15 protein-coding genes are annotated in these 17,965 nt (G+C 60.1%); 4 read left to right on the top strand and 11 right to left on the bottom strand.

The window, feature by feature from the left end; all coding sequences use genetic code 11:
- Nucleotides 1–58 precede the first annotated feature (58 nt).
- On the top strand, nt 59–688 hold the full coding sequence (gene yedF / locus QZ377_RS01205; RefSeq protein WP_291438789.1) for a sulfurtransferase-like selenium metabolism protein YedF: 630 nt from the start codon (nt 59–61) through the stop codon (nt 686–688).
- 238 nt (nt 689–926) lie between these two features.
- Here the strand turns inward: yedF and QZ377_RS01200 are convergent, their stop codons facing one another.
- From QZ377_RS01200 to QZ377_RS01190, 3 genes are all read right to left on the bottom strand, one after another.
- Nucleotides 927–1,928, bottom strand: a complete 1,002-nt coding sequence (locus QZ377_RS01200) for an ABC transporter ATP-binding protein (protein ID WP_291438787.1) — start codon at nt 1,926–1,928, stop codon at nt 927–929.
- A 341-nt stretch (nt 1,929–2,269) separates the two neighbouring features.
- Nucleotides 2,270–2,899, bottom strand: coding sequence for an XTP/dITP diphosphatase (locus QZ377_RS01195; RefSeq protein ID WP_291438785.1), 630 nt, complete (start codon nt 2,897–2,899; stop codon nt 2,270–2,272).
- Nucleotides 2,900–2,934: 35 nt separating this feature from the next.
- Entirely contained in the window at nt 2,935–3,840 is a 906-nt protein-coding gene (locus QZ377_RS01190) for a DMT family transporter (RefSeq protein WP_291438783.1), read from the bottom strand.
- 273 nt (nt 3,841–4,113) lie between these two features.
- Between QZ377_RS01190 and QZ377_RS01185 the strand changes: the two genes are divergently transcribed.
- From QZ377_RS01185 to QZ377_RS01175, 3 genes are read left to right on the top strand one after another with little or no spacing between them, the layout of a single operon-like run.
- Nucleotides 4,114–5,184: an N-acetylneuraminate synthase family protein gene (locus QZ377_RS01185; protein WP_291438782.1), complete on the top strand. Its 1,071-nt coding sequence runs from the start codon at nt 4,114–4,116 to the stop codon at nt 5,182–5,184.
- Between the two features lie 2 nt (nt 5,185–5,186).
- Nucleotides 5,187–6,920: an LIC12162 family protein gene (locus QZ377_RS01180; protein WP_291438780.1), complete on the top strand. Its 1,734-nt coding sequence runs from the start codon at nt 5,187–5,189 to the stop codon at nt 6,918–6,920.
- Nucleotides 6,921–6,923: 3 nt separating this feature from the next.
- Nucleotides 6,924–7,967, top strand: coding sequence for an SEL1-like repeat protein (locus QZ377_RS01175; protein WP_291438778.1), 1,044 nt, complete (start codon nt 6,924–6,926; stop codon nt 7,965–7,967).
- Between the two features lie 152 nt (nt 7,968–8,119).
- Here the strand turns inward: QZ377_RS01175 and QZ377_RS01170 are convergent, their stop codons facing one another.
- The 8 genes from QZ377_RS01170 to QZ377_RS01135 form a co-directional block, all read right to left on the bottom strand.
- Nucleotides 8,120–9,274, bottom strand: coding sequence for a 4Fe-4S dicluster domain-containing protein (locus tag QZ377_RS01170; protein WP_291438775.1), 1,155 nt, complete (start codon nt 9,272–9,274; stop codon nt 8,120–8,122).
- Nucleotides 9,267–9,650, bottom strand: coding sequence for a hydrogenase maturation nickel metallochaperone HypA (locus tag QZ377_RS01165; RefSeq protein ID WP_012625506.1), 384 nt, complete (start codon nt 9,648–9,650; stop codon nt 9,267–9,269). The genes QZ377_RS01170 and QZ377_RS01165 overlap by 8 nt, the downstream gene beginning before the upstream one ends.
- A gap of 148 nt (nt 9,651–9,798) precedes the next feature.
- Complete coding sequence (locus tag QZ377_RS01160) at nt 9,799–10,881, bottom strand: nickel-dependent hydrogenase large subunit (RefSeq protein ID WP_291438774.1); 1,083 nt, start codon at nt 10,879–10,881, stop codon at nt 9,799–9,801.
- Nucleotides 10,878–11,414 carry an NADH-quinone oxidoreductase subunit C gene (locus QZ377_RS01155; RefSeq protein WP_291438773.1) on the bottom strand — a complete coding sequence of 179 codons (537 nt, stop codon included), beginning with the start codon at nt 11,412–11,414 and terminating at the stop codon, nt 10,878–10,880. The genes QZ377_RS01160 and QZ377_RS01155 overlap by 4 nt, the downstream gene beginning before the upstream one ends.
- A 22-nt stretch (nt 11,415–11,436) precedes the next feature.
- Nucleotides 11,437–12,015, bottom strand: a complete 579-nt coding sequence (locus QZ377_RS01150) for a 4Fe-4S binding protein (RefSeq protein ID WP_291438772.1) — start codon at nt 12,013–12,015, stop codon at nt 11,437–11,439.
- A gap of 1 nt (nt 12,016) precedes the next feature.
- A complete protein-coding gene (gene nuoB, locus QZ377_RS01145; protein ID WP_041724975.1) occupies nt 12,017–12,451 on the bottom strand; it encodes an NADH-quinone oxidoreductase subunit NuoB in 435 nt (144 codons plus the stop codon).
- A gap of 25 nt (nt 12,452–12,476) precedes the next feature.
- Entirely contained in the window at nt 12,477–13,448 is a 972-nt protein-coding gene (locus tag QZ377_RS01140; RefSeq protein ID WP_291438771.1) for a complex I subunit 1 family protein, read from the bottom strand.
- Nucleotides 13,445–17,182, bottom strand: coding sequence for a proton-conducting transporter membrane subunit (locus QZ377_RS01135; RefSeq protein WP_291438770.1), 3,738 nt, complete (start codon nt 17,180–17,182; stop codon nt 13,445–13,447). Before QZ377_RS01135 ends, QZ377_RS01140 begins: the two co-directional genes overlap by 4 nt.
- Between the last annotated feature and the right edge of the window lie 783 nt (nt 17,183–17,965).

Genomic DNA, 17,965 nt, shown 5'->3' with positions numbered 1-17,965 from the left:
TTACTCTTAACAGCAGGAAATGTAAATAAAACTGCAAAACAGCAAAGAGGTTGATATCATGGATATTCTTGATTGCAGAGGACTTGCCTGCCCCCAGCCGGTCATTCGTTGCCGCACAGCCGTTGACGGAGGAGCCGTGGCGCTGGAAATAGTGGTCGACAATGCTCCTGCGCTGGAAAATGTGCAGCGCTTTCTTCAAGGCCGAGGTTATATCGTTGAAGCTGTAGAAGAAAGCCCCCAGTGCTGGCGCATCACTGCCGCACGGAATACGGCCGAAAGCGGGTTGCCCGCCGAGGCTGCCCCTGCGGTTTTGCCGCGTGCCGCAGGAAATGACGGAGAGGAAGGGCCGGGCGCGCAGACCCTTGTTTTGTTGACCACAGAAACCCTGGGGCGCGGTGATGACACCCTGGGGACGAAACTGATGGAAAACTTTCTGGCTACTCTGCCGGAACTGGGACCACGCCTGTGGCGGCTGGTGCTTGTCAACGGCGGCGTGAAGCTGGCGGCCCGGCCTGGTCCGGCGCTTGAATCGTTGCAGCGGCTGGCGGCGTCGGGGGTTTCCATTCTGGTGTGCGGCGCCTGCCTTGGGCATTACGGCCTGCTGGAAGCCAAGGCCGTGGGGGAAACGTCAAACATGCTTGATATTGTAACCAGTCTTGATCTTGCGGATAAGGTCATCAGACCCTGAGCGGCATTGCCCGGCCGGCGTGGATCGCGGTCACAGAACAGAAAAAGGCGGCATGGCTATCCATGCCGCCTTTTTCATGTAAATCACGCTCTCGCATTGCCGAAGGCGGTGCAGATATGATGATTCTGTCCGGGCGACCTTGTACCCTGTCCCGTCCCATCTGTTTTACGGGCAGGCGACAGGGGCATGACACGGAAAACATGGCCGGATCTGGGCAACCGTGGGCCTGCGCCGGAGTTTATGCCTGATTTTCGTGCAGCCAGCAGGCCACCTGATGCTCGCCCTGCGCGAAGTTCGGGGGTACTTTTTCGCCGCATATGGGCATGGCCTTGTTGCAACGGGGATGAAAAGGGCAGCCTTGCGGCATGGCGCGCAGGGATGGCACGCTGCCCGGAATGGTGGGCAGGCGGCTGAGCCCGCGGGAACGCGCGCTGGGGGCGGCCTGAAGAAGGCCCCGGGTATAGGGGTGCAGGGGGCGGGAAAAAAGCTCTTCCGCCGGGGCGTGTTCCACAAGCCGCCCGGCATACATGACGCCCACGCTGTGGGCCATCTGGGCGGCCACGCCCAGGTCATGCGTAATGAGCAGCACCGCCATGCCGCGCTGCTGGCTGCGGGAACGCATGAGGCGCAATATCTGTCCCTGGATGGTGGCATCCAGCGCGGTGGTCGGTTCGTCTGCCAGCAGCAGGTCCGGGCGGCAGGCAAGGGCCATGGCGATCATCACCCTCTGCCGCATGCCGCCGGAAAGCTGATGCGGATAATCGGCATAACGGCTTTCGGGCGAAGGAATGCCCACTTCTGCCAGCAGGGCCACAGCCTCTTCGTGGGCTTTTGCCCGGTTCATGTCGAGGTGCAGGCGCAGGGGTTCGGCCACCTGTTCCCCCACCCTGAGTACGGGATTGAGGGATGTCATGGGCTCCTGAAAAACCATGCCCACACGCCGCCCCCGTATGGCCCGCATTTCGCGCAGGGGCAGTTGCAGCAGGTTCTGCCCGTGCAGCATGATGCCGCCATCCAGCCTGGCATTGTCCGGCGTGAGGCGCAGTATGGCTCTGGCGGTCAGGCTTTTGCCGCAGCCGGATTCGCCCACAAGGCAGGTGATGCGTCCTTGCTCCAGGCTGAGATTCACATGCCGCACGGCAGGCAGGGGGCCATCATCTGTCTGGAATGTGATGGACAGGTTGTCCAGGCGCAACAGGGGCTGATGCGGCGGGGCGGGGGTGGCTGATGACAGGGGCATACGGGTACTCACGGCTTCAGGGGCTGCATTTCTGAAATAATCCTTTTGTCCGGTGCGTGTGCTGCGTGGCCCTTGCCGCCGACGAAAGCCGGAAAAGCTTGCGGCGGCTGCAACGCTGCTTTTGCCACAAATTTTCGTCAGCAAGCAGCCCTCAGGCAGAGCAGTTTGCCATTGGGGTGGTTTCACTGCTCTGCCCGGAGCCTGTTAAAACTCGCGCTGCGAAATGCTTGCACGGTGAAGGTGCTTCGCCGTCAGTCAGACATTTCAAGGTGCACATGCTCTAACAGAAAAAAGCGGAAAACAAAAATCATTGCCGTATGCCGCATGTGGGCATGGCCGGTTTACGCGCCCATAAAGCTCTGCCATTTTGCCAGTAGCGCGCGCAGGGCATTGCCCCTGTGGCTGCGGGCGTTTTTTTCGTCTCTGGTCAGTTCGGCTGCGGTTTTTTGTACGCTGTTATCAAAAAAAACAGGGTCATAACCAAAGCCGTTCTGGCCGCGCGGGGCATGAAGCAGCGTGCCTTCCCAGTTACCGCGAACGACCATTTCCGCGCCGTCGGGCCGCACGCAGGCCATGCAGCTCACAAAGCGGCAGCCTCTTTTATTTTCCGGAACATCCGCCAGTTCGTGCAGCAGTTTGCGGATATTGCGGTCATCGCGGCTTTCGCCGGGCAGGCTCTGCCAGTCGTCGGAATAGCGGGCTGAATAGACACCGGGCTTGCCGTCCAGAGCGTCCACTTCCAGGCCGGAATCGTCGGCGATGCTTACAAGCCCGGTCAGGCGGGCTACCTCGCGCGCCTTGATGCAGGCGTTTTCTTCAAAGGTCACGCCCGTTTCTTCAATCTCGCCAATGTGGGGAAAGGCCTCAAGGCTCAGTACCTCCACGCCGAATCGCGCCAGAGGATCGGCCAACTCGCGGACTTTTCCCGCATTGTGGGTCGCCAGCACGATACGTATGGGCTGTGTGCTCATGTATGCTCCTTGGCGGCTGTGCCGCACAGGTGGTTTCAGGCTTTTTTCTTGTGCTGGGGCAGAACCAGCGTGGCGATGATAATGCCGCTGATAACCAGCGCGCCGCCCGCCAATTGGGCCGGGGCCACACGCTCGTGCAGCACAATGCTTGCGGCAATGCCCGCGAAAACAGGCAGGCTGTAATAGACCATGCCCGCCCGTACCGGGCCGATGCGGTCAACGGCAACGGTCCACAGCCAGAACGACAGGGCCGAACAGCCGATACCCGCGTATAGCACACTTATGACCAGTGTGGCGGATATCTGCGGCGTGGGCAGCATAAAGGCCTCAATGGCGGTAAAGGGCAGGGAATACAGCAGGCCCAGAGCAAAGGTGGCTATACTGAAGCCCACAGGCGAAATGTCGGGACTGCGCTGGCGTATGAACAGGGAGTAAAGGCCGAAGCACAGCACGCCGCCCAAGGCCCACAGATCCCCTTCATTGAAACGCAGGCTGGCCAACCTGTCCCATTGGCCGCGGCTGACCAGTATGGCTACCCCCGCAAGAACCACCAGCACGCCCGCCATGCGGCGCGGGGAAATCGGTTCGTTGTAGAGCACGCGGGAAAGTATCAGGATAACCACCGGCGCCGTGGGAACCAGCAGCGCCATATTGATGCTTTCCGTGGTCTGCCCGGCTTTATACAGAAAGGTATTGAGCAGGGTGACGCCAAGGATGCCCAGGAGAGAAAGCCCGCGCCAGTTTTTTTTGATGGCGGGCCAGTCAGTGTGCCAGTGTTTTCCGGCAAAGGGCAGCAGAATGATCAGGGCGATGAGCCAGCGCCAGAAATTGCACTGCCAGGGGGGGATAAGCCCCGCCACCGCTCTGGCAACCACAAAGTTTCCAGACCAGATGATGACGGCCAGAAGGGCGGTGGCATAGCCCGTTACATTTTTTTGCATAGTTGTATCCAAAAACGGCGTACTGCACTGTAAGCGAAATGAAACACCGCGAGTCGCCCATGCGGCGACTGACCAATATAATGCATGTGCGACGCAAAGGCAAAGCTGTGCATATATTGTAAAAACGAAGAATTACATGTGTAGTTGACAGGGGGGATATAAAAATTTGTAATTATTCAAGGTAATTATGTACTGCACCTCGCTGCGCCGCTTTTCTTTTGCCCGGCAAGGGGGTATACTGGAACCTTAAAATTCACCAGTGAGGAAATGAGCATGAAACTCATGGATATATTTGCTGTTCCTGCCCCCGAAACGTGTATTCCCGTCCCCTATGTCATTGCCGAAGCCGGGGTGAACCATGAGGGCAGCATGGACATTGCCCGCAGGCTCATTGACGAAGCCGCCGAAGGCGGCGCGCACGCCATCAAGTTTCAGACCTACAAGGCGGGAACCCTGGCCTCCAAGGATTCTCCGGCCTATTGGGACACCAGCAAGGAACCCACCCGGAGCCAGTACGAGCTGTTTAAAAAGCACGATTCGTTCTGGAAGAATGAATTTGAAGCTCTTAAAAAATATTGTGATGCGGCGGGCATTGCTTTCATGTCCACGCCGTTTGATGTGGAGTCCGCCCATTTTCTCAATGACCTCATGGACGTATTCAAGATTTCCTCATCGGATATCACCAACAAGCCTTTTATCCGCATTCTTTGCGATTTCGGCAAGCCCATCCTGCTTTCCACAGGTGCGGCCCACTTGCATGAAATTGCCGAGGCTGTGGAATGGATCGAGGCAAAGGGCAACAAGCTTGCCCTGCTGCACTGCGTGCTCAACTATCCCACGGCGGACGAAAACGCGGCTCTGGGCATGATTCCGGCTCTCGCCCGTCACTTTCCGCAGCATGCCATCGGCTACTCCGACCACACTTTGCCCAAAGACATGCATATTCTTGAAACCGCCACCCTGCTGGGTGCGCGGGTGCTTGAAAAGCATTTTACACACGACAAGTCCCTGCCCGGCAATGACCATTACCATGCTATGGACAAGAATGACCTGCGCCATTTCTTTGCAAGGCTCAATGCCACTCTTGCCAGTGTGGGCGACCTGAGCCTGCGCGCCCTGCCGGAAGAAGAGCCCGCCAGGCAGCATGCCCGCCGTTCTCTGGTTACGGCGCGGGCCATACCTGCCGGTACGCCTGTCACCGCCGCCGACCTGACATGGAAGCGCCCGGCCCACGGCATCTCGCCGCGCAATTATGACGAGGTTCTGGGCATGCGTGCCCGCCACGATCTGGCGGAAGACACGGTGCTGCACTGGTCTGATCTGGAAAACGGACACAAGGATTAATCATGGATCACGGCCGCAGCATACTTGTTCTTGGGCGTATGCCCCGGGGGGCAGAACCGGAAACTCACCGGCCCGCCGGGCCTTGGTGCTTTGCAGAGCAGGAGGAATTTTTTCCTGCCTGGGACAGGCGTTTTACCTTTCCGCCCGAACCGCTGGCGGAGGCTGCCGCCATGGAGCGTGCCTGCCGGCGCGCCAAGGCACTCTGCGCAGACAGCATCGCCCCGCTGGCGGCCGAGCTGTGCCAGCACAGCGCTTCGCTGCCCGCCGCCTACTGGGAAACTCTTCTGGCCCCGTGGGCTGTGAATATGGCTTCGCAGATCGTGGAGCGCTGGGACCGCGTCAAAAGCATGGCCGAAGTGTGGGGCGACGATGCCCTGCACGTCCCCCTGCTGCCGCCGGACTGCCGCTTTACCTTTCACACGGAGCCGGATTTTGCCCTGCACGGCGCGCTTGGGCATACCTTCAATCATTGGCTGTTTTCGCGGCTGTTCGAGGCGCTTTTTCATGAAGGGTGGCCGCAAAACTGGACATGGGAATACCTTGAGCCTGTAAACCGCGAATATGGGGCGGCAAAATGTCTTTCCGGCAAGGAGCGCTTGCGCGGCATTCTGCGCAGTGCCATGCTGCGGCTGCCTTTTCCCCGTCTCAAGGGCGTCAGCCTCAGGCAGTGCCTGCGTTTTTCGCTGGCCCTGCTGCACAAAAGCCGGGGGCATGACTGCTCGCAGCCGCTTTCCTCCTATGGCAGGGCTGCCACGGGGTATGATGCGGCACTGCCGGAGCAGCTCGACGTCATGGCTCTGTTCCGCGCGGGGATACCGCGATCCCTGAAAAAACTGGACCATCCGGAACGCCTTTTGCCCGGCACGCTGGCGCCACGCCTGCGCGTGGCCAGTGTTCTGGCCTATGAAGATGCGGAATACCGGCAAAAGCTCGCTCTTTGGCGCGGTCGCGGCCACAGGCTCATGTATGTGCAGCACGGCGGCAACTACGGCCAGGTGCGTTGCGCCTGTGATACGGCCGTGGTGGAGTACAGCCAGCATGCCTTTGCCACCTGGGGCTGGAGCGAGCACGGCAGCAGCCGGGGAAATTTTATCCCCCTGCCATATCCGCAACTGGCCCGCATAAAAAAGCGCTGGCACGGCCAGGACGGGCATAACCTGCTCTTCGTGGGGACGGAAATGCCCGCCTATGGCTATCGGCTGGACGCGCATCCTACCCCCCTGCAACTGGTGGATTACCGGCGCGACAAACTGCGCTTTTTTGAATCTCTGGAAAAAAGCATACGGGGCAATTCCCTGTATCGGCCCTATTTTCCGCTGCCCGGTTCGCTGCGTGATGCGGACTGGCTGCTGGAGCGCATGCCCCTGGTGCGCCTGGCCACGGGGCCTCTGCAACCGCAGATGCTTGCCTGCCGCCTGCTGGTGGTGGACCACAACTGCACTACAACCCTTGAGGCCCTGGTCGCCAACGTGCCTACCATTCTGTTCTGGCGGCGGGATGTGTGGCCCGTTACCCCGCAAAGCGACGCCCTGCTGGACGTGCTTGTCAGGGCGGGCATACTGTATGTCACACCTGAAGAGGCCGCCGCCAAGGTCGCCGAGGTGTGGGAAGACCCCCGCGCATGGTGGAGCCGCACTTCGGTGCAGGACGCCCGACGCGCCTTTTGCGCCCTGCAGGCTCTTACGCTCAAGGGCGATGAAAACCATTATTGGATCTCAACGTTGAAGAGTTTATAACACATGAAAATCCGGTTAGTTATTATAGTTTTTCTGGCATCTTTGTGCCTTTCGCCCCTGTGGCTGTCACAGGGTGATGCCCACGCTGATGACGGAGAAAGCCTGCGCCAGGTGCAGACGGCACTGGGCAAAAACGATTACGATGAGGCCGTGCGCCTGCTCAAGCCGCTTGTGGACGGCGGCAACGCTGAAGCCCTGTACGTTATGGGCCGTCTTATTCTGGACGGCAAGGGCGTGAAGAAAAACCGCACCCGCGCGGCGGAGTTTTTTCGTCTGGCTGCGGAGAAGGGCGACGTGAGTGCCATGAATTCCTGGGCTACAGCCCTGGCTTCGGGCGACGGCGTGCCGCGCAATTACCGTGAGGCCGCGCGCTGGTTTCGCAAGGCGGCCGAACAGGGATTGGCCATGGCCCAGTACAATCTTGGCTACCTTTACGCCCACGGCCGCGGCGTCAGCAAGGATGAGGCCGCCGCTATCGACTGGTACAGCCGTGCCGCCAATCAGGGCCTTGCATCGGCCCAGTATTCTCTGGGCTGGACCTATCTGAACAGCAAGGGTGAAAACCAGAGCGACACCAAAGCCGCCCACTGGTTTGAAAAAGCGGCGGAACAGGACCACCCCAAGGCGCAGAACAATCTGGCATTCATGTATGCCGAGGGGCGGGGCTATGCTCAGGATCCGGCCAAGGCCGTGCAGTGGTACACACGCGCTGCCGAGCAGGGCTACGCTGAAGCCCAGTACAATCTTGGTTTTATGTATGAGCAGGGCCGTGGCGTGCCGCAGGACTATAATCAGGCCGTGGACTGGTACCGCAAGGCGGCAGAGCAGAACGAGGCCGCCGCGCAGTACAGCCTGGGACTCATGTACGACCAGGGAACCGGCGTGCCGCGCAATTTGAGCGAAGCCAACCGCTGGTACAACCTGGCCGCCAAGAATGGCGACCCGGACGCCAGAGCCGTGGTACGCGCCCAGAACAACAAGCCGCAGCAGGCGCGCAAGGCTGCCCCGGCAAACCGGCAGCAGCAGAAGCGCGATAAAAAGCAGTAGCGTCTGCCATAGAGCAAAAAGCCGAGGCCCGTTCGCATACAAGTGCGAACGGGCCTCGTGTCTTTTTGGGGAGGGCGGGCTGATCCGCCTTTCTGTATTTCTTCAGGGCAGAGCCATTTTTTCAGGGCATCTCCAGCCCCGTACGGTCTGTTCTATTTTTTGCCGCTCTTTTTTCCCGCCTTTTTACTGCTTTTTGTTGCAGGTTTTTTTGCTGCGGTTGCTGGCTTTTTTTCAGCCTTTGTTACGGCTGCGGGCTTTTTTTCCGCTGTCGTGGGTTCCGGGGCGTGCACAGCTTTCGGGGCTTCTTCAGCCTTGGCGGCAGTCTGGGGCTCTACAGGTTCAGCGGGGGCCTGGGGAGCGGCTTCCGGAGTGCTTACAGGTGCATCTTCGGCCGCTGCGGCGGGAGCGGGCGCGGCATCGTCTGCATTTTTCGCAGCGGGAGCTGCATCAGCCTGTGTCTGTTCGGCGGGAGGCTCATCCGCTTTTGCTTGTGCAGCGGGGGCGGTTTCGGCAACAGATTTTTTTTCAGTTTCGCCGGCGTCCGCCTTTTCGGCTTCGGGCGCAGGGTCCTTTTTTTCTGCCACTGGTGCGACCGTATCTGCGGGGGCCGTTTGGGGCGCGGGCGTGGCCGGCGTTACGGCAGCTTCCTGCTCATTGCTGGCGGGCCTGTTTTTTTCTGCGGCTGCGGCTTCAGTGCCTGTAGCAGCCTGCGCGCCGCTTTCCGGGGCTGCTTCAGCCTTGGGGGCCTCTGGCTTGGCTGCCACGGCCTTTTTTTCCGGCTTGGGCGCTTCCACTATCGTGCCGTCGGCCAGTACCAGCGAGAGGGCGTGGGCGGGGCAGGCCTCCATGCAGGCGGTAATGCGCTTGCCGTTTTGCATCCGCCAGGCGCGGCACATGTCGCAGCGCACGGCTACCTCGCGACGGGCGCGCTGGGCGATGGTTTCGCCGTCCTCGCCGTCCACTGCGGGCATGCCGATGGTTTCCATCGTGATGGTCCCGTAGGGGCAGGCCGCCATACACATTTTGCAGGCCACGCAATACTGCACGCGCATGATGATGCGCCCCTGCTCATCCTGCTGCAACGCCCCGGTGGGACACACATTGACGCAGGGAGCATGGGGGCACTGGTGACAGCGCACGGTGGTTTTGAAGCCGTCGGCCTTGACCACCTGCACGCGTGATACCAGCTCATCACGGTGTTTCATGGCCTCTTTAAAACTCATGCCGTGGTGGGCGGCAATACAGGCCACTTCACAGCGGCGACAGGCGCGGCATTTGTCGGGTACGACCTGGATATGTTCAGTCATGGTCCGTTTCCTCGGATGCAACGTGCAGGGCCATCAGGGTAAGTCCGTGGCCCCCGTTGAAGTGGATGTTCTCGCCGCCGCAACTGGGACAGACGAAATGCCGTTGCGTCAGGCTGAATTCATGGCTGCAATCAGTACAGCGGCAGGGCAGGGGCGCTGTGTGCAAAAGCAGTTGCGCTCCTTCGGCCGGGGTTCCTTCCGCAAAAAGCTCAAAGCAGGCGGTAAGGGTTTGCGCCTCCACACAGGCGATAAGGCCAAGCTGGCATTCCACCTTGTGTATGCGCTCTACCTGGTTTTCAGGGTGCGCCTCGTTGTGATCTTTCAGGGACTTCAGGCAGATGTCCAGAAGGCCCTGAACCAGACTCGCTTCATGCATGGGCTTTGTCCGCCGCTTCAACGTTTGTGGCATGGGGCGGCTGTATTGCCGCGCGCCGGGCCGGTTTTTCTCCGGCGGAACGCCGCAGGGGCGTTCCGCGCGGAAAATCCGTCCTTCCGGCAGCATCCGGCATGCGCCGCCGTGCTGCCTAGCGTTCCGTGCAGGATACGCAGGGGTCGATACTGTTGGTGATCAGGGCCACATCGGCCACATTGCAGTCACGCATCATCACGCCCAGAGCCTCCCAGTTCATGTAGGAAGGCACACGCCACTTGAGGCGCGAGGGTATATCCGTATCATTGGTGCGGATATAGTAGAAAACCTCGCCGCGCGGCGCTTCGGAGCGGGCGCAGGCTTCGGCCGTGCGTATCTGGCGCATGGGGGCCGTTACCTCGCCTTCGGGCATACGCGCGATGCACTGGCGGATGATGCTGAAGGATTCGAGCACTTCGTGCATTCGCACCATGGTACGGGCGTGAATGCAGCCGCTCTGTTCCACAATGGTTTTGAACTCCACATCAGGATAGGCGGCGTAAGGCGAATCCTTGCGCACGTCCAGGTGCAGACCGGAGCCGCGCGCCACAGGGCCGACCACGCCAAGGCGGATGGCATCTTCCTTGGGCAGCAAGCCAAGGCCTTTGGTACGGGCCAGAACCATGCTGTTAGTGTCGTAAATCTCGCGGATTTCATCCACCTGCGGTTCTACCTTGTCCAGCATTTTACGCATGTAGTCCAACAGTTCCGCATTGACATTGTATTTTACGCCGCCAATGCAGTTTGCAGCCAGATTCATGCGGTTGCCGTAAACGGTTTCTTTCAGGTCCTGCATCATTTCACGCACTTCCATGACGTGCATGAACAGCGACTTGAAACCGATGATGTGCGCCTGGATGGCCGTGTTGAACAGGTGCGAGGCTATACGCTTGATTTCTTCCGCCACCACACGCAGATAGCGCGCGCGGTCGGGAATGGTGATGCCCAGCACGTTTTCCACCACCATGCTGTAGGTGAAGGAGTGGCTGTTGGAACACAGGGAGCACACGCGTTCGGTAAGCGTGACGTTTTTGACCAGATTGCGCTGGGTGGCCATGGCCTCCATGCCGCGGTGCACATGGCCGGAGGTCAGTTCCACGTGACGCACGGTTTCACCGTCCACCGTCAGGTGGAAGTATACCGGTTCCTCAAGGGCCACGTGTACCGGCCCGAGAGGCATGGTGAAGGTGCTGGTCATGACTGATTCTCCTTATCCTTGAGGATGCGTTCCCACAGGTCGGTGGTGCAGGCGCCGTTCATCATGATGGAAAGAGGCACGGCTTCGTTGAGAATGCCCGCGTCCAGCTCCTCATCAAGGAAGAGGCGGCGGGGATTGGGCTGCCCCGTGACCTGAATGCCGTAAAGCTCCATCATTTCCCGTTCGTGCCAGTCAGCGTTGGCAAAGAGCGGAGTGATGGAGGGGACGGTGGGCCACTCGCCGTTAAGGGTCACGGTCATGTCGTAAATAACGCCATCCAGTTCGAAGTGGTAACACACTTCCTGCATGGGTTCGCTGAGCTGGCGGCGGTTATAGGCCGTCACCATGGCCAGGCGGGCATCGGCCTGCCGCAGTATTTCCGCGCCGCGGGTGAGCATGCGCGGCGTACCCAGCCGGAACCAGTGGTAGGCGTTGCCGAAACTGTCGGTACTGTGGTGAATGGCGTCGGCCTCGGTGCAGAGGACGGAAAGGTCCTCAATGACTTTGGCGTTGCCGTTAATGGTCTCTTGCATATGTTCTCCGCGGTGCAGACCGCTAATCTTTTGTGGGAGCAGCCGAGGTTACGGCTTTTTCCATCGGGGCTTCGCCCGGTTCCGGCAGCAGGCAGGCATTGCGCTTGGCGTCTTCAATCTGACGGCATTTGGGGCAGAGCCTGCGTGTCAGCTCGGGGTCGATCTCTTCGTTCCAGGCATAGAGCTTTTCAGCCAGCGCCTTGGGTATGGGCCGCATAAGTTCGCCACACTGGGCGCACGGCTCATACTTGATGGTATGCTGCTCAAGCCTTTTATACTTTTCGGTCTGGACGTGCGCCGAATGCCAGTCTGTGCTGATGCTCATGGCCCCGGTGGGGCAGTAATGACGGCACGAGGCGCACAGGCAGCACGAATTTTGCCAGATGGTTATGGTAAAGCCCGAACTGTCGGGCAACTGGCCGATATGGATGGCCCCTGCCGCGCAGGAGTGACGGCAGATGCCGCAGCCCATGCACAGTTCCGGGTCAACCACAGCCCTGCCGCGCAGGCGCTCGGGAGTGAAGGTTTCGCCCAGGGGGAAGGGATCGGTGCTGGGGCCTTCAAGCAGGTTGCGGAATAAAACTTTAAGAAAGCCCGCCATATTATTCCTCCACGCCCAGTTTTTTCAGCCAGATGGACCGGGCCAGCACCACGCCTTCAAGTATGGCCTGGGGGCGCGGGGGGCAGCCGGGTACGTTCACATCCACGGGCAGGTAGCGGTCAATGGGGCCTTCAATGGAGTACCCTTCGCGGAAGACCCCGCCGGATATGGGGCAGATGCCCACGGCCACCGTGACCTTGGGTTCGGGGATTTCATCCCACACGCGCAACACGCGGTCACGCACCCTTGTGGTAAGGGGGCCGGTAATAAGCACAATATCGGCATGGCGCGGGCTGCCGCAGTAGCGGCAACCGAGGCGCTCCACGTCATAGCGCGGAATACAGGCCGTGGTGGCCAGCTCCACGTCACAACCGTTGCAGGAACCGGCATTGATGCGGAACAGCCACGGCGAACGCACGGAAAGTTTTTTAAGCATATTGTCAAGCGACACGGCGGCCTCCTTACATCACCCAGACCAGTATCAGGCTGCACAGCGCGAGGGCTGTGGGCACAGTCACATAAAAGCGAAACGCCTGGTCAATGCGGAAACGCCCGGTGGCCGACTTGACCAGGGTGAGCGAAACCAGCATGAGCGCGAAACACTTGAACAGGAACCACAAGAGATTGATTGGCCACCATTCAGATATGGTGCCGGGAAAGAAAAGCGCAACCCCCAGCCCCAGAACAACGAAGGTCTTGAGCGCCGACGTGATCTGAAAAAGCGCCAGCAGCGGGCCGCCGTATTCCAGCAGCGGGCCTTCGATGATTTCTGTTTCGGCCTCGGGGATGTCAAAGGGTACAACCCCCATAGTGCCGGGCAGAAAGATCAGATAGGCCAGAAACGCCGGTATCATGGACGGGTTAAAGCCGAAAGATCCGGTCTGCTGTTGCAGGGCCACGATTTTGTAAAGCGAGAATTCCGCACCCCAGGCTCCGCCCGCGAGGGTCTTGCCTGTAAGCATGGCCACAGCCAGCAAAATCATGAGCAGGGGCGTTTCGTAGGCGAACATAAGGGTCATTTCGCGTGAAAAGCCCACTGCGCCGAAGGGCGAACTGGAGGCCGAGCCGCCAAGCATGATGGCCATGGCCGGAATGGGCAGCAGGTAAAAGATCACCAGCAGGTCGCCCATGTTGAACAGCCCGTTATACACGCCCGAAATGGGGATAAAGGCGGCACAAACGGCCATGCCCGTGAAACCGAAAACCGGGGCCAGCAAAAATGCCGGGCGGCAGGCGGTACGGGGAATCATGGTTTCCTTGGTCAGCAGCTTGGCAATGTCCAGCCAGGGCTGCACCAGGGGAGGTCCCACGCGGCGTTGCAGGCGGGCTTCTACCCGGCGGTCCAGTCCTTTGAAGAACATGGCTACCATGAGGGCAAAGGCCCCGCCGGGGAAGACGCACATGTGCAGTATGGCAAGCAGGGTATCGCTCATGAGCGGTTCTCCTTGGGCGCGCGCTCACTGCCGAGAAGGCGCGTGAGGCCGCCGTAAATGCTGGAAGGCGTCATGCGGCTGGTGGCCGTTTCGGGCGGCAGGCCGCAGGTGTGCACGTCAATTTCGCGCAGGCGGGTAAAGCGCTTCACAAACCAGCAGCCGCCCGCGAAAGCCAGGGCCATCATTACGAACATGCCCGTGGCGTTCCAGGCTCCCGCGCCTGACAGCACGCCGGAAAGGCCCACGTTCAGAGGCATGAAGCCGTATTCAAACAGAACCGAGTTGATGGGGCCGAGCGCAAGGCCGGGGAATATGCCCGTAAGCAGACAACCCGCGGCCAGAATGCCCATGGGTACACGCATGATGCGCGGCACTTCCTTGATTTCGTCAAGGTCGCGGGCGGGCTGGCCCAAAAAGGCCGCGTGCAGGAATTTGGCGATATAGGCCATGGTCAGCACGCTGCCGATGAGGGAAAGCAGCGCCAGGAAGGGCTGTCCGGCTTCCATGAGGGCATGGTAGATAAGCCATTTGGACGAGAAGCCGCTGGTAGGGGGAACGCCCACCACCGAAAGCCCGGCAATGGCGAACATGGCCAGGGTAAAGGGCATCTTGCGTCCGATGCCGCCCAGGTCGTCCAGCGTTTCCTTGTGGCTGGCAAACATGACTGCGCCGCAGACAAGGAAGAGCAGGTCTTTGAAGAACACGTGGTTGATGACGTGCAGCATGCCGCCCGCATAACCCAGCGCGCCGCCCGCTGCCACGGCAAGAACCATGTAGCCGAGCTGGCTGACCGTCGAATAGATGAATATCAGTTTGATGCCGTTGCTGCGCAACGCCTGAAGGGCGGCCATGATGATGGTGATGCCGCCTATCCACATGACGGCCACGCTGATGGAACCCTGTTCAAATCCGCCCAGAACCCCGGCGAGGGCGAAACCGCCGCCGAGCAGCATGAACAGCTTGATAAGGCCCAGAATGGCGCTCTTCAGCAGAACCGAAGAGATGTAGCCGGACACGGGGGTCGGGGCAAGGGCCGGGTGCATCTGCCAGTCAATGCGGAACGGCAACTGGGCGGCCTTCATTACAAATCCGGCGGCCAGCAGGGCCATGCCAAGCCAGGCAGCGCCCGGTGACAGGCTGGGGGCCATACCTTCCAGCAGCAGGGTGCTGAAGGGGGTAAAGGGGCCGATAACGCACAGGCCCACAAAGATGAAGCCCGCGCCGAACACGTTGAAGATGAAGTATTTGAAGGCCTCACGCAGGGACGCCTTGTCGCCTTCGTGGGCAATGGCCAGATACAGCGTCCACGAGCTCATGATTTCCCAGAACAGGAAGAAGCTCAGCAGGTACTGGCTGGCCGCCATACCTACCAGGCCGCCGCACATGGCGGTAAAGGCGCAGTAGAAGCGCCACTGCCTGTGGCTGTGCTCCATATAGCCCAGCGCATAAGCCATGTTGACCGCGCCAAGCAGGGGTACGATAAGGGCAAAGCAGAAAGAGAGCGTGTCCAGACTGCGCCCGAACAGGATTACCAGCAGGGCGGTGGCAAGCAGTACTCCCACGCTGGTTTTGCCCGCCAGAACGCGGTTCTTGTGGAATATGGCGGGCAAAAGCGCGCCGAATACGGGTACGACCACATAGATGGGCCAGCTCACGTTCATGGCCAGCAGCACCAACGCGTCGGAAGGGTTGGGTACAAAGGCAAGGCTGGCTACGGGAACCACAAGCTGCATGGGCAGTTGCGGCGCAAGGCCAAGCAGCAGGCACAGGGCGGCAAGAGCGCCCATGCCGAGACGCATGGTCAGCGGAGCTTCGGTCGCCTTGGGCAGGTAATCGGGGCGTTCCTCAAAAACCAGAGTCTTGAGGATGCGCGTGTAGTACACAAGGCCTACCAGCGAGCCGCCGAGAATAAGGGCGGCAAGCCAGATCTGTCCGGCCTCGGTGGCGGCCTGTATCATCAGGAACTTGCTGTAAAATGCGCCAAAAGGCGGCAGTCCCATAATGCTCACAAGGCCAATGCCCATGCAGGTCACGGTGAAGGGCATCTGGCGGCCCAGGCCGCGCAGGTCGGCAAGTTTGCGGCTGCCGCTACGCAGGATAAGCGCGCCTGCTCCGAGGAAGAGCAGGTCCTTCATGATGGCGTGGTTGAACATGTGCCACAGCGCGCCGGTTGTGGAAAGCCATGTGCCGATGCCGAGCACCAGCGCGATTTCACCGAGCTGCCCCAGTGTGGAGTAGGCCAGCATGCGCTTGATGTCGTCCTGCCGCAAGGCCATGACCTCGCCCAGGATGAGGGTGGCGGCGCCCGTGAAGACCAGACCCGTGCCGAGCCAGGAAAGTCCGAACAGGCCCGGCAGGCTGCTGACCATGGGCCGCATGAGCAGCACGGCCACAATGCCGAATACGCCCATCTTGGTTATGATGCCCGACAGGGGGGCCGAAACCGAAGAGGGCGCGGCCGGGTGGGCGTCGGGCAGCCAGGAGTGCAGCGGCACAAGGCCGGCCTTGACGCCAAACCCCGCAAGGCAGAGCACAAGGGCTGCCTGCACCACAGGCGTGGGCACAAAGCCCTGACCGAGCATGAGCAGGCCGGGCAGCATGAAGAGAGCACCACCCGCACACATGATGTAGTATTTGAGACCGGCATCAAACGCGCTGCGGCGTCCTTCGTGTACTACCAGAAAGTAGGAGGCGAAGGTCATGAGCTCCCAGTAGCCGTACAGGCCCGGTGCGTCAGAGCTTGAGACTATGCCGGCCAGCGAGGCAAAGGTGAGCAGCAGGAAGAACCAGTAGCGCCCCTGATGCCGCCCGTGGATGTAGCCTTGCGAATACACGCAGACCACCAGGGCTACCAGGCTGGTCATGATCAAGAACAGTTTTGCCGTGGGGCCGGTTTCAAAGGCAAGGGCCAGCACAAAGGCCAGGGCCGCGAAAGCCGTGCCGACCACAGGCGCCTGCCGCAAGCGGGCCAGAAAGGCCCCTCCGGCGACGAAGGCCCCGAGGTAGTAGCACCAGTAGGCCGGGTGCACGGCCGCATGGGGTGCGGAAAATCCGTACTGGCCGCCGATCAGCCCGGTAAGCGGGCCGCGCAGAAGACCCATGAGGGCCACAGCCGCAGCCAGGGCCAGCACCGGCAGACTGCTGCCGCGCATGGGGCCAAGGGCCGTATGCGTGTCTTCCGACGCGTCTTCCAGCGCCACACGGCGCACGGCGTCAACGTAGAGCCAGATGAAAATGGTGGTGGCCAGGGCCATGACCAGCAGGGCCACAAGGCCGCCGGGTATGGCTTCAAGCACCGCCGCATTGATGAAAAGGCGGGCTTCGGGCAGTAGAAACGGCGAGCCGCCCACCGAGGCCAGCAGGCCCAGGGCGAACAGTGCCGCCGTCCAGGGGTGGCGTTGCCCCGATCCGCCGAGGTCAGCCAGTGAGACTGGCCCGTGGCTACAGGCCGTACCCGTATGGCAGGCCGAAGAGAGCCGGGCCAGAGCCGTCCAGGCCAGTCCGCGCGCGGCTGCCTGGAATAGTATGAAGAGCCATAAGCCGGTGGCGCCGGCGGCGGTTCCCGCCCCAAGCCCCAGGCAAACAATGCCCGCATCGTGCAGGGCGCCCCAGAGGATCAGGCGTCGCGGGTCCTTGCGCTGGCGCACGGCCTGGGCCGCGGCGTACAGCATAAGGGCCATGCCCACCAGAAGCGGCACCAGCAGGCCGCCAGCCGAGAACAATGATTCCGTCATAATTCGCCCCGTAGTTTGCGGGTCTTCCGGGCCAGCCCCGTGCGTGCCCCGACTATGCTCTCTCTTGATACGGTATCACATCCATACCATATCGTGAAAAAAATAGTAAAAAGAGTGTTACCAGCCTTATCGCACTTCGCTACTCTGCGCAAGTGCTGATTATTCCACCCAAAAAATAGCGACTACATCAAATTGCACAGGTGTGGCGCAGGTTTTTCCCGCAAACTTGCAGTGTGTGCAATAATTCACAGCAATATAACGTATGTTTAAATTGTATAAATTTGTGTGTTGACTGTGCATTCAGTCTATACTTGTGTTATGCTAGTTGTACACACAAACAGTTTTTGAATTGTTTATGTCTTTAAACGATTGCGTTCCCATTTTGTTTTTTATTTGTCCGGATGTGTTGCAAGGATGCATTGGGTGCGAAGGCTTTTTTATGCATATCGTGTTACTAAAAAAAATTATTAACGCAAATGATTTTGTGCCGGGCCTCAATATGTGATTTATTGGGCGATGGTGCTGCGTTTTTTTTTGATTCTTCAGCAATGTTTTCGTGTTACTGAAGTTTTCCGGCAAGAATCCAGATGTGAGAGTGCAGGTGAGGCAGCAGGCGGGCCGGAGGTGTTGCGGGAACAGACGCTTTATAGCGCGTTTTGCTTCAGGGAAGTGTATCCCCAACAATTTTGCGGCGGGCTGCGCCGCTGAACCGCGCCACTGTACGGCGGCGCCGTTTTTCCGTCATCCTTCGGACAACAACGGCGCTGGTGTATGCCCTGGCGC

The sequence above is a fragment of the Desulfovibrio sp. genome, from assembly GCF_019424165.1.
In the GTDB taxonomy this organism is placed as follows: Bacteria; Desulfobacterota; Desulfovibrionia; order Desulfovibrionales; family Desulfovibrionaceae; genus Desulfovibrio.
The sequence above is the reverse complement of the archived record's forward strand: the minus strand, read 5'-3'. Positions and strand labels throughout refer to the sequence as shown.

What these genes read in the sequence shown, in the direction of transcription:
- yedF (WP_291438789.1), top strand. Translation starts at nt 59, where the DNA reads ATGGATATTCTTGATTGCAGAGGACTTGCCTGCCCCCAGCCGGTCATT.
- QZ377_RS01200 (WP_291438787.1), bottom strand. Translation starts at nt 1,928, where the DNA reads ATGCCCCTGTCATCAGCCACCCCCGCCCCGCCGCATCAGCCCCTGTTG.
- QZ377_RS01195 (WP_291438785.1), bottom strand. Translation starts at nt 2,899, where the DNA reads ATGAGCACACAGCCCATACGTATCGTGCTGGCGACCCACAATGCGGGA.
- QZ377_RS01190 (WP_291438783.1), bottom strand. Translation starts at nt 3,840, where the DNA reads ATGCAAAAAAATGTAACGGGCTATGCCACCGCCCTTCTGGCCGTCATC.
- QZ377_RS01185 (WP_291438782.1), top strand. Translation starts at nt 4,114, where the DNA reads ATGAAACTCATGGATATATTTGCTGTTCCTGCCCCCGAAACGTGTATT.
- QZ377_RS01180 (WP_291438780.1), top strand. Translation starts at nt 5,187, where the DNA reads ATGGATCACGGCCGCAGCATACTTGTTCTTGGGCGTATGCCCCGGGGG.
- QZ377_RS01175 (WP_291438778.1), top strand. Translation starts at nt 6,924, where the DNA reads ATGAAAATCCGGTTAGTTATTATAGTTTTTCTGGCATCTTTGTGCCTT.
- QZ377_RS01170 (WP_291438775.1), bottom strand. Translation starts at nt 9,274, where the DNA reads ATGACTGAACATATCCAGGTCGTACCCGACAAATGCCGCGCCTGTCGC.
- QZ377_RS01165 (WP_012625506.1), bottom strand. Translation starts at nt 9,650, where the DNA reads ATGCATGAAGCGAGTCTGGTTCAGGGCCTTCTGGACATCTGCCTGAAG.
- QZ377_RS01160 (WP_291438774.1), bottom strand. Translation starts at nt 10,881, where the DNA reads ATGACCAGCACCTTCACCATGCCTCTCGGGCCGGTACACGTGGCCCTT.
- QZ377_RS01155 (WP_291438773.1), bottom strand. Translation starts at nt 11,414, where the DNA reads ATGCAAGAGACCATTAACGGCAACGCCAAAGTCATTGAGGACCTTTCC.
- QZ377_RS01150 (WP_291438772.1), bottom strand. Translation starts at nt 12,015, where the DNA reads ATGGCGGGCTTTCTTAAAGTTTTATTCCGCAACCTGCTTGAAGGCCCC.
- nuoB (WP_041724975.1), bottom strand. Translation starts at nt 12,451, where the DNA reads ATGCTTAAAAAACTTTCCGTGCGTTCGCCGTGGCTGTTCCGCATCAAT.
- QZ377_RS01140 (WP_291438771.1), bottom strand. Translation starts at nt 13,448, where the DNA reads ATGAGCGATACCCTGCTTGCCATACTGCACATGTGCGTCTTCCCCGGC.
- QZ377_RS01135 (WP_291438770.1), bottom strand. Translation starts at nt 17,182, where the DNA reads ATGACGGAATCATTGTTCTCGGCTGGCGGCCTGCTGGTGCCGCTTCTG.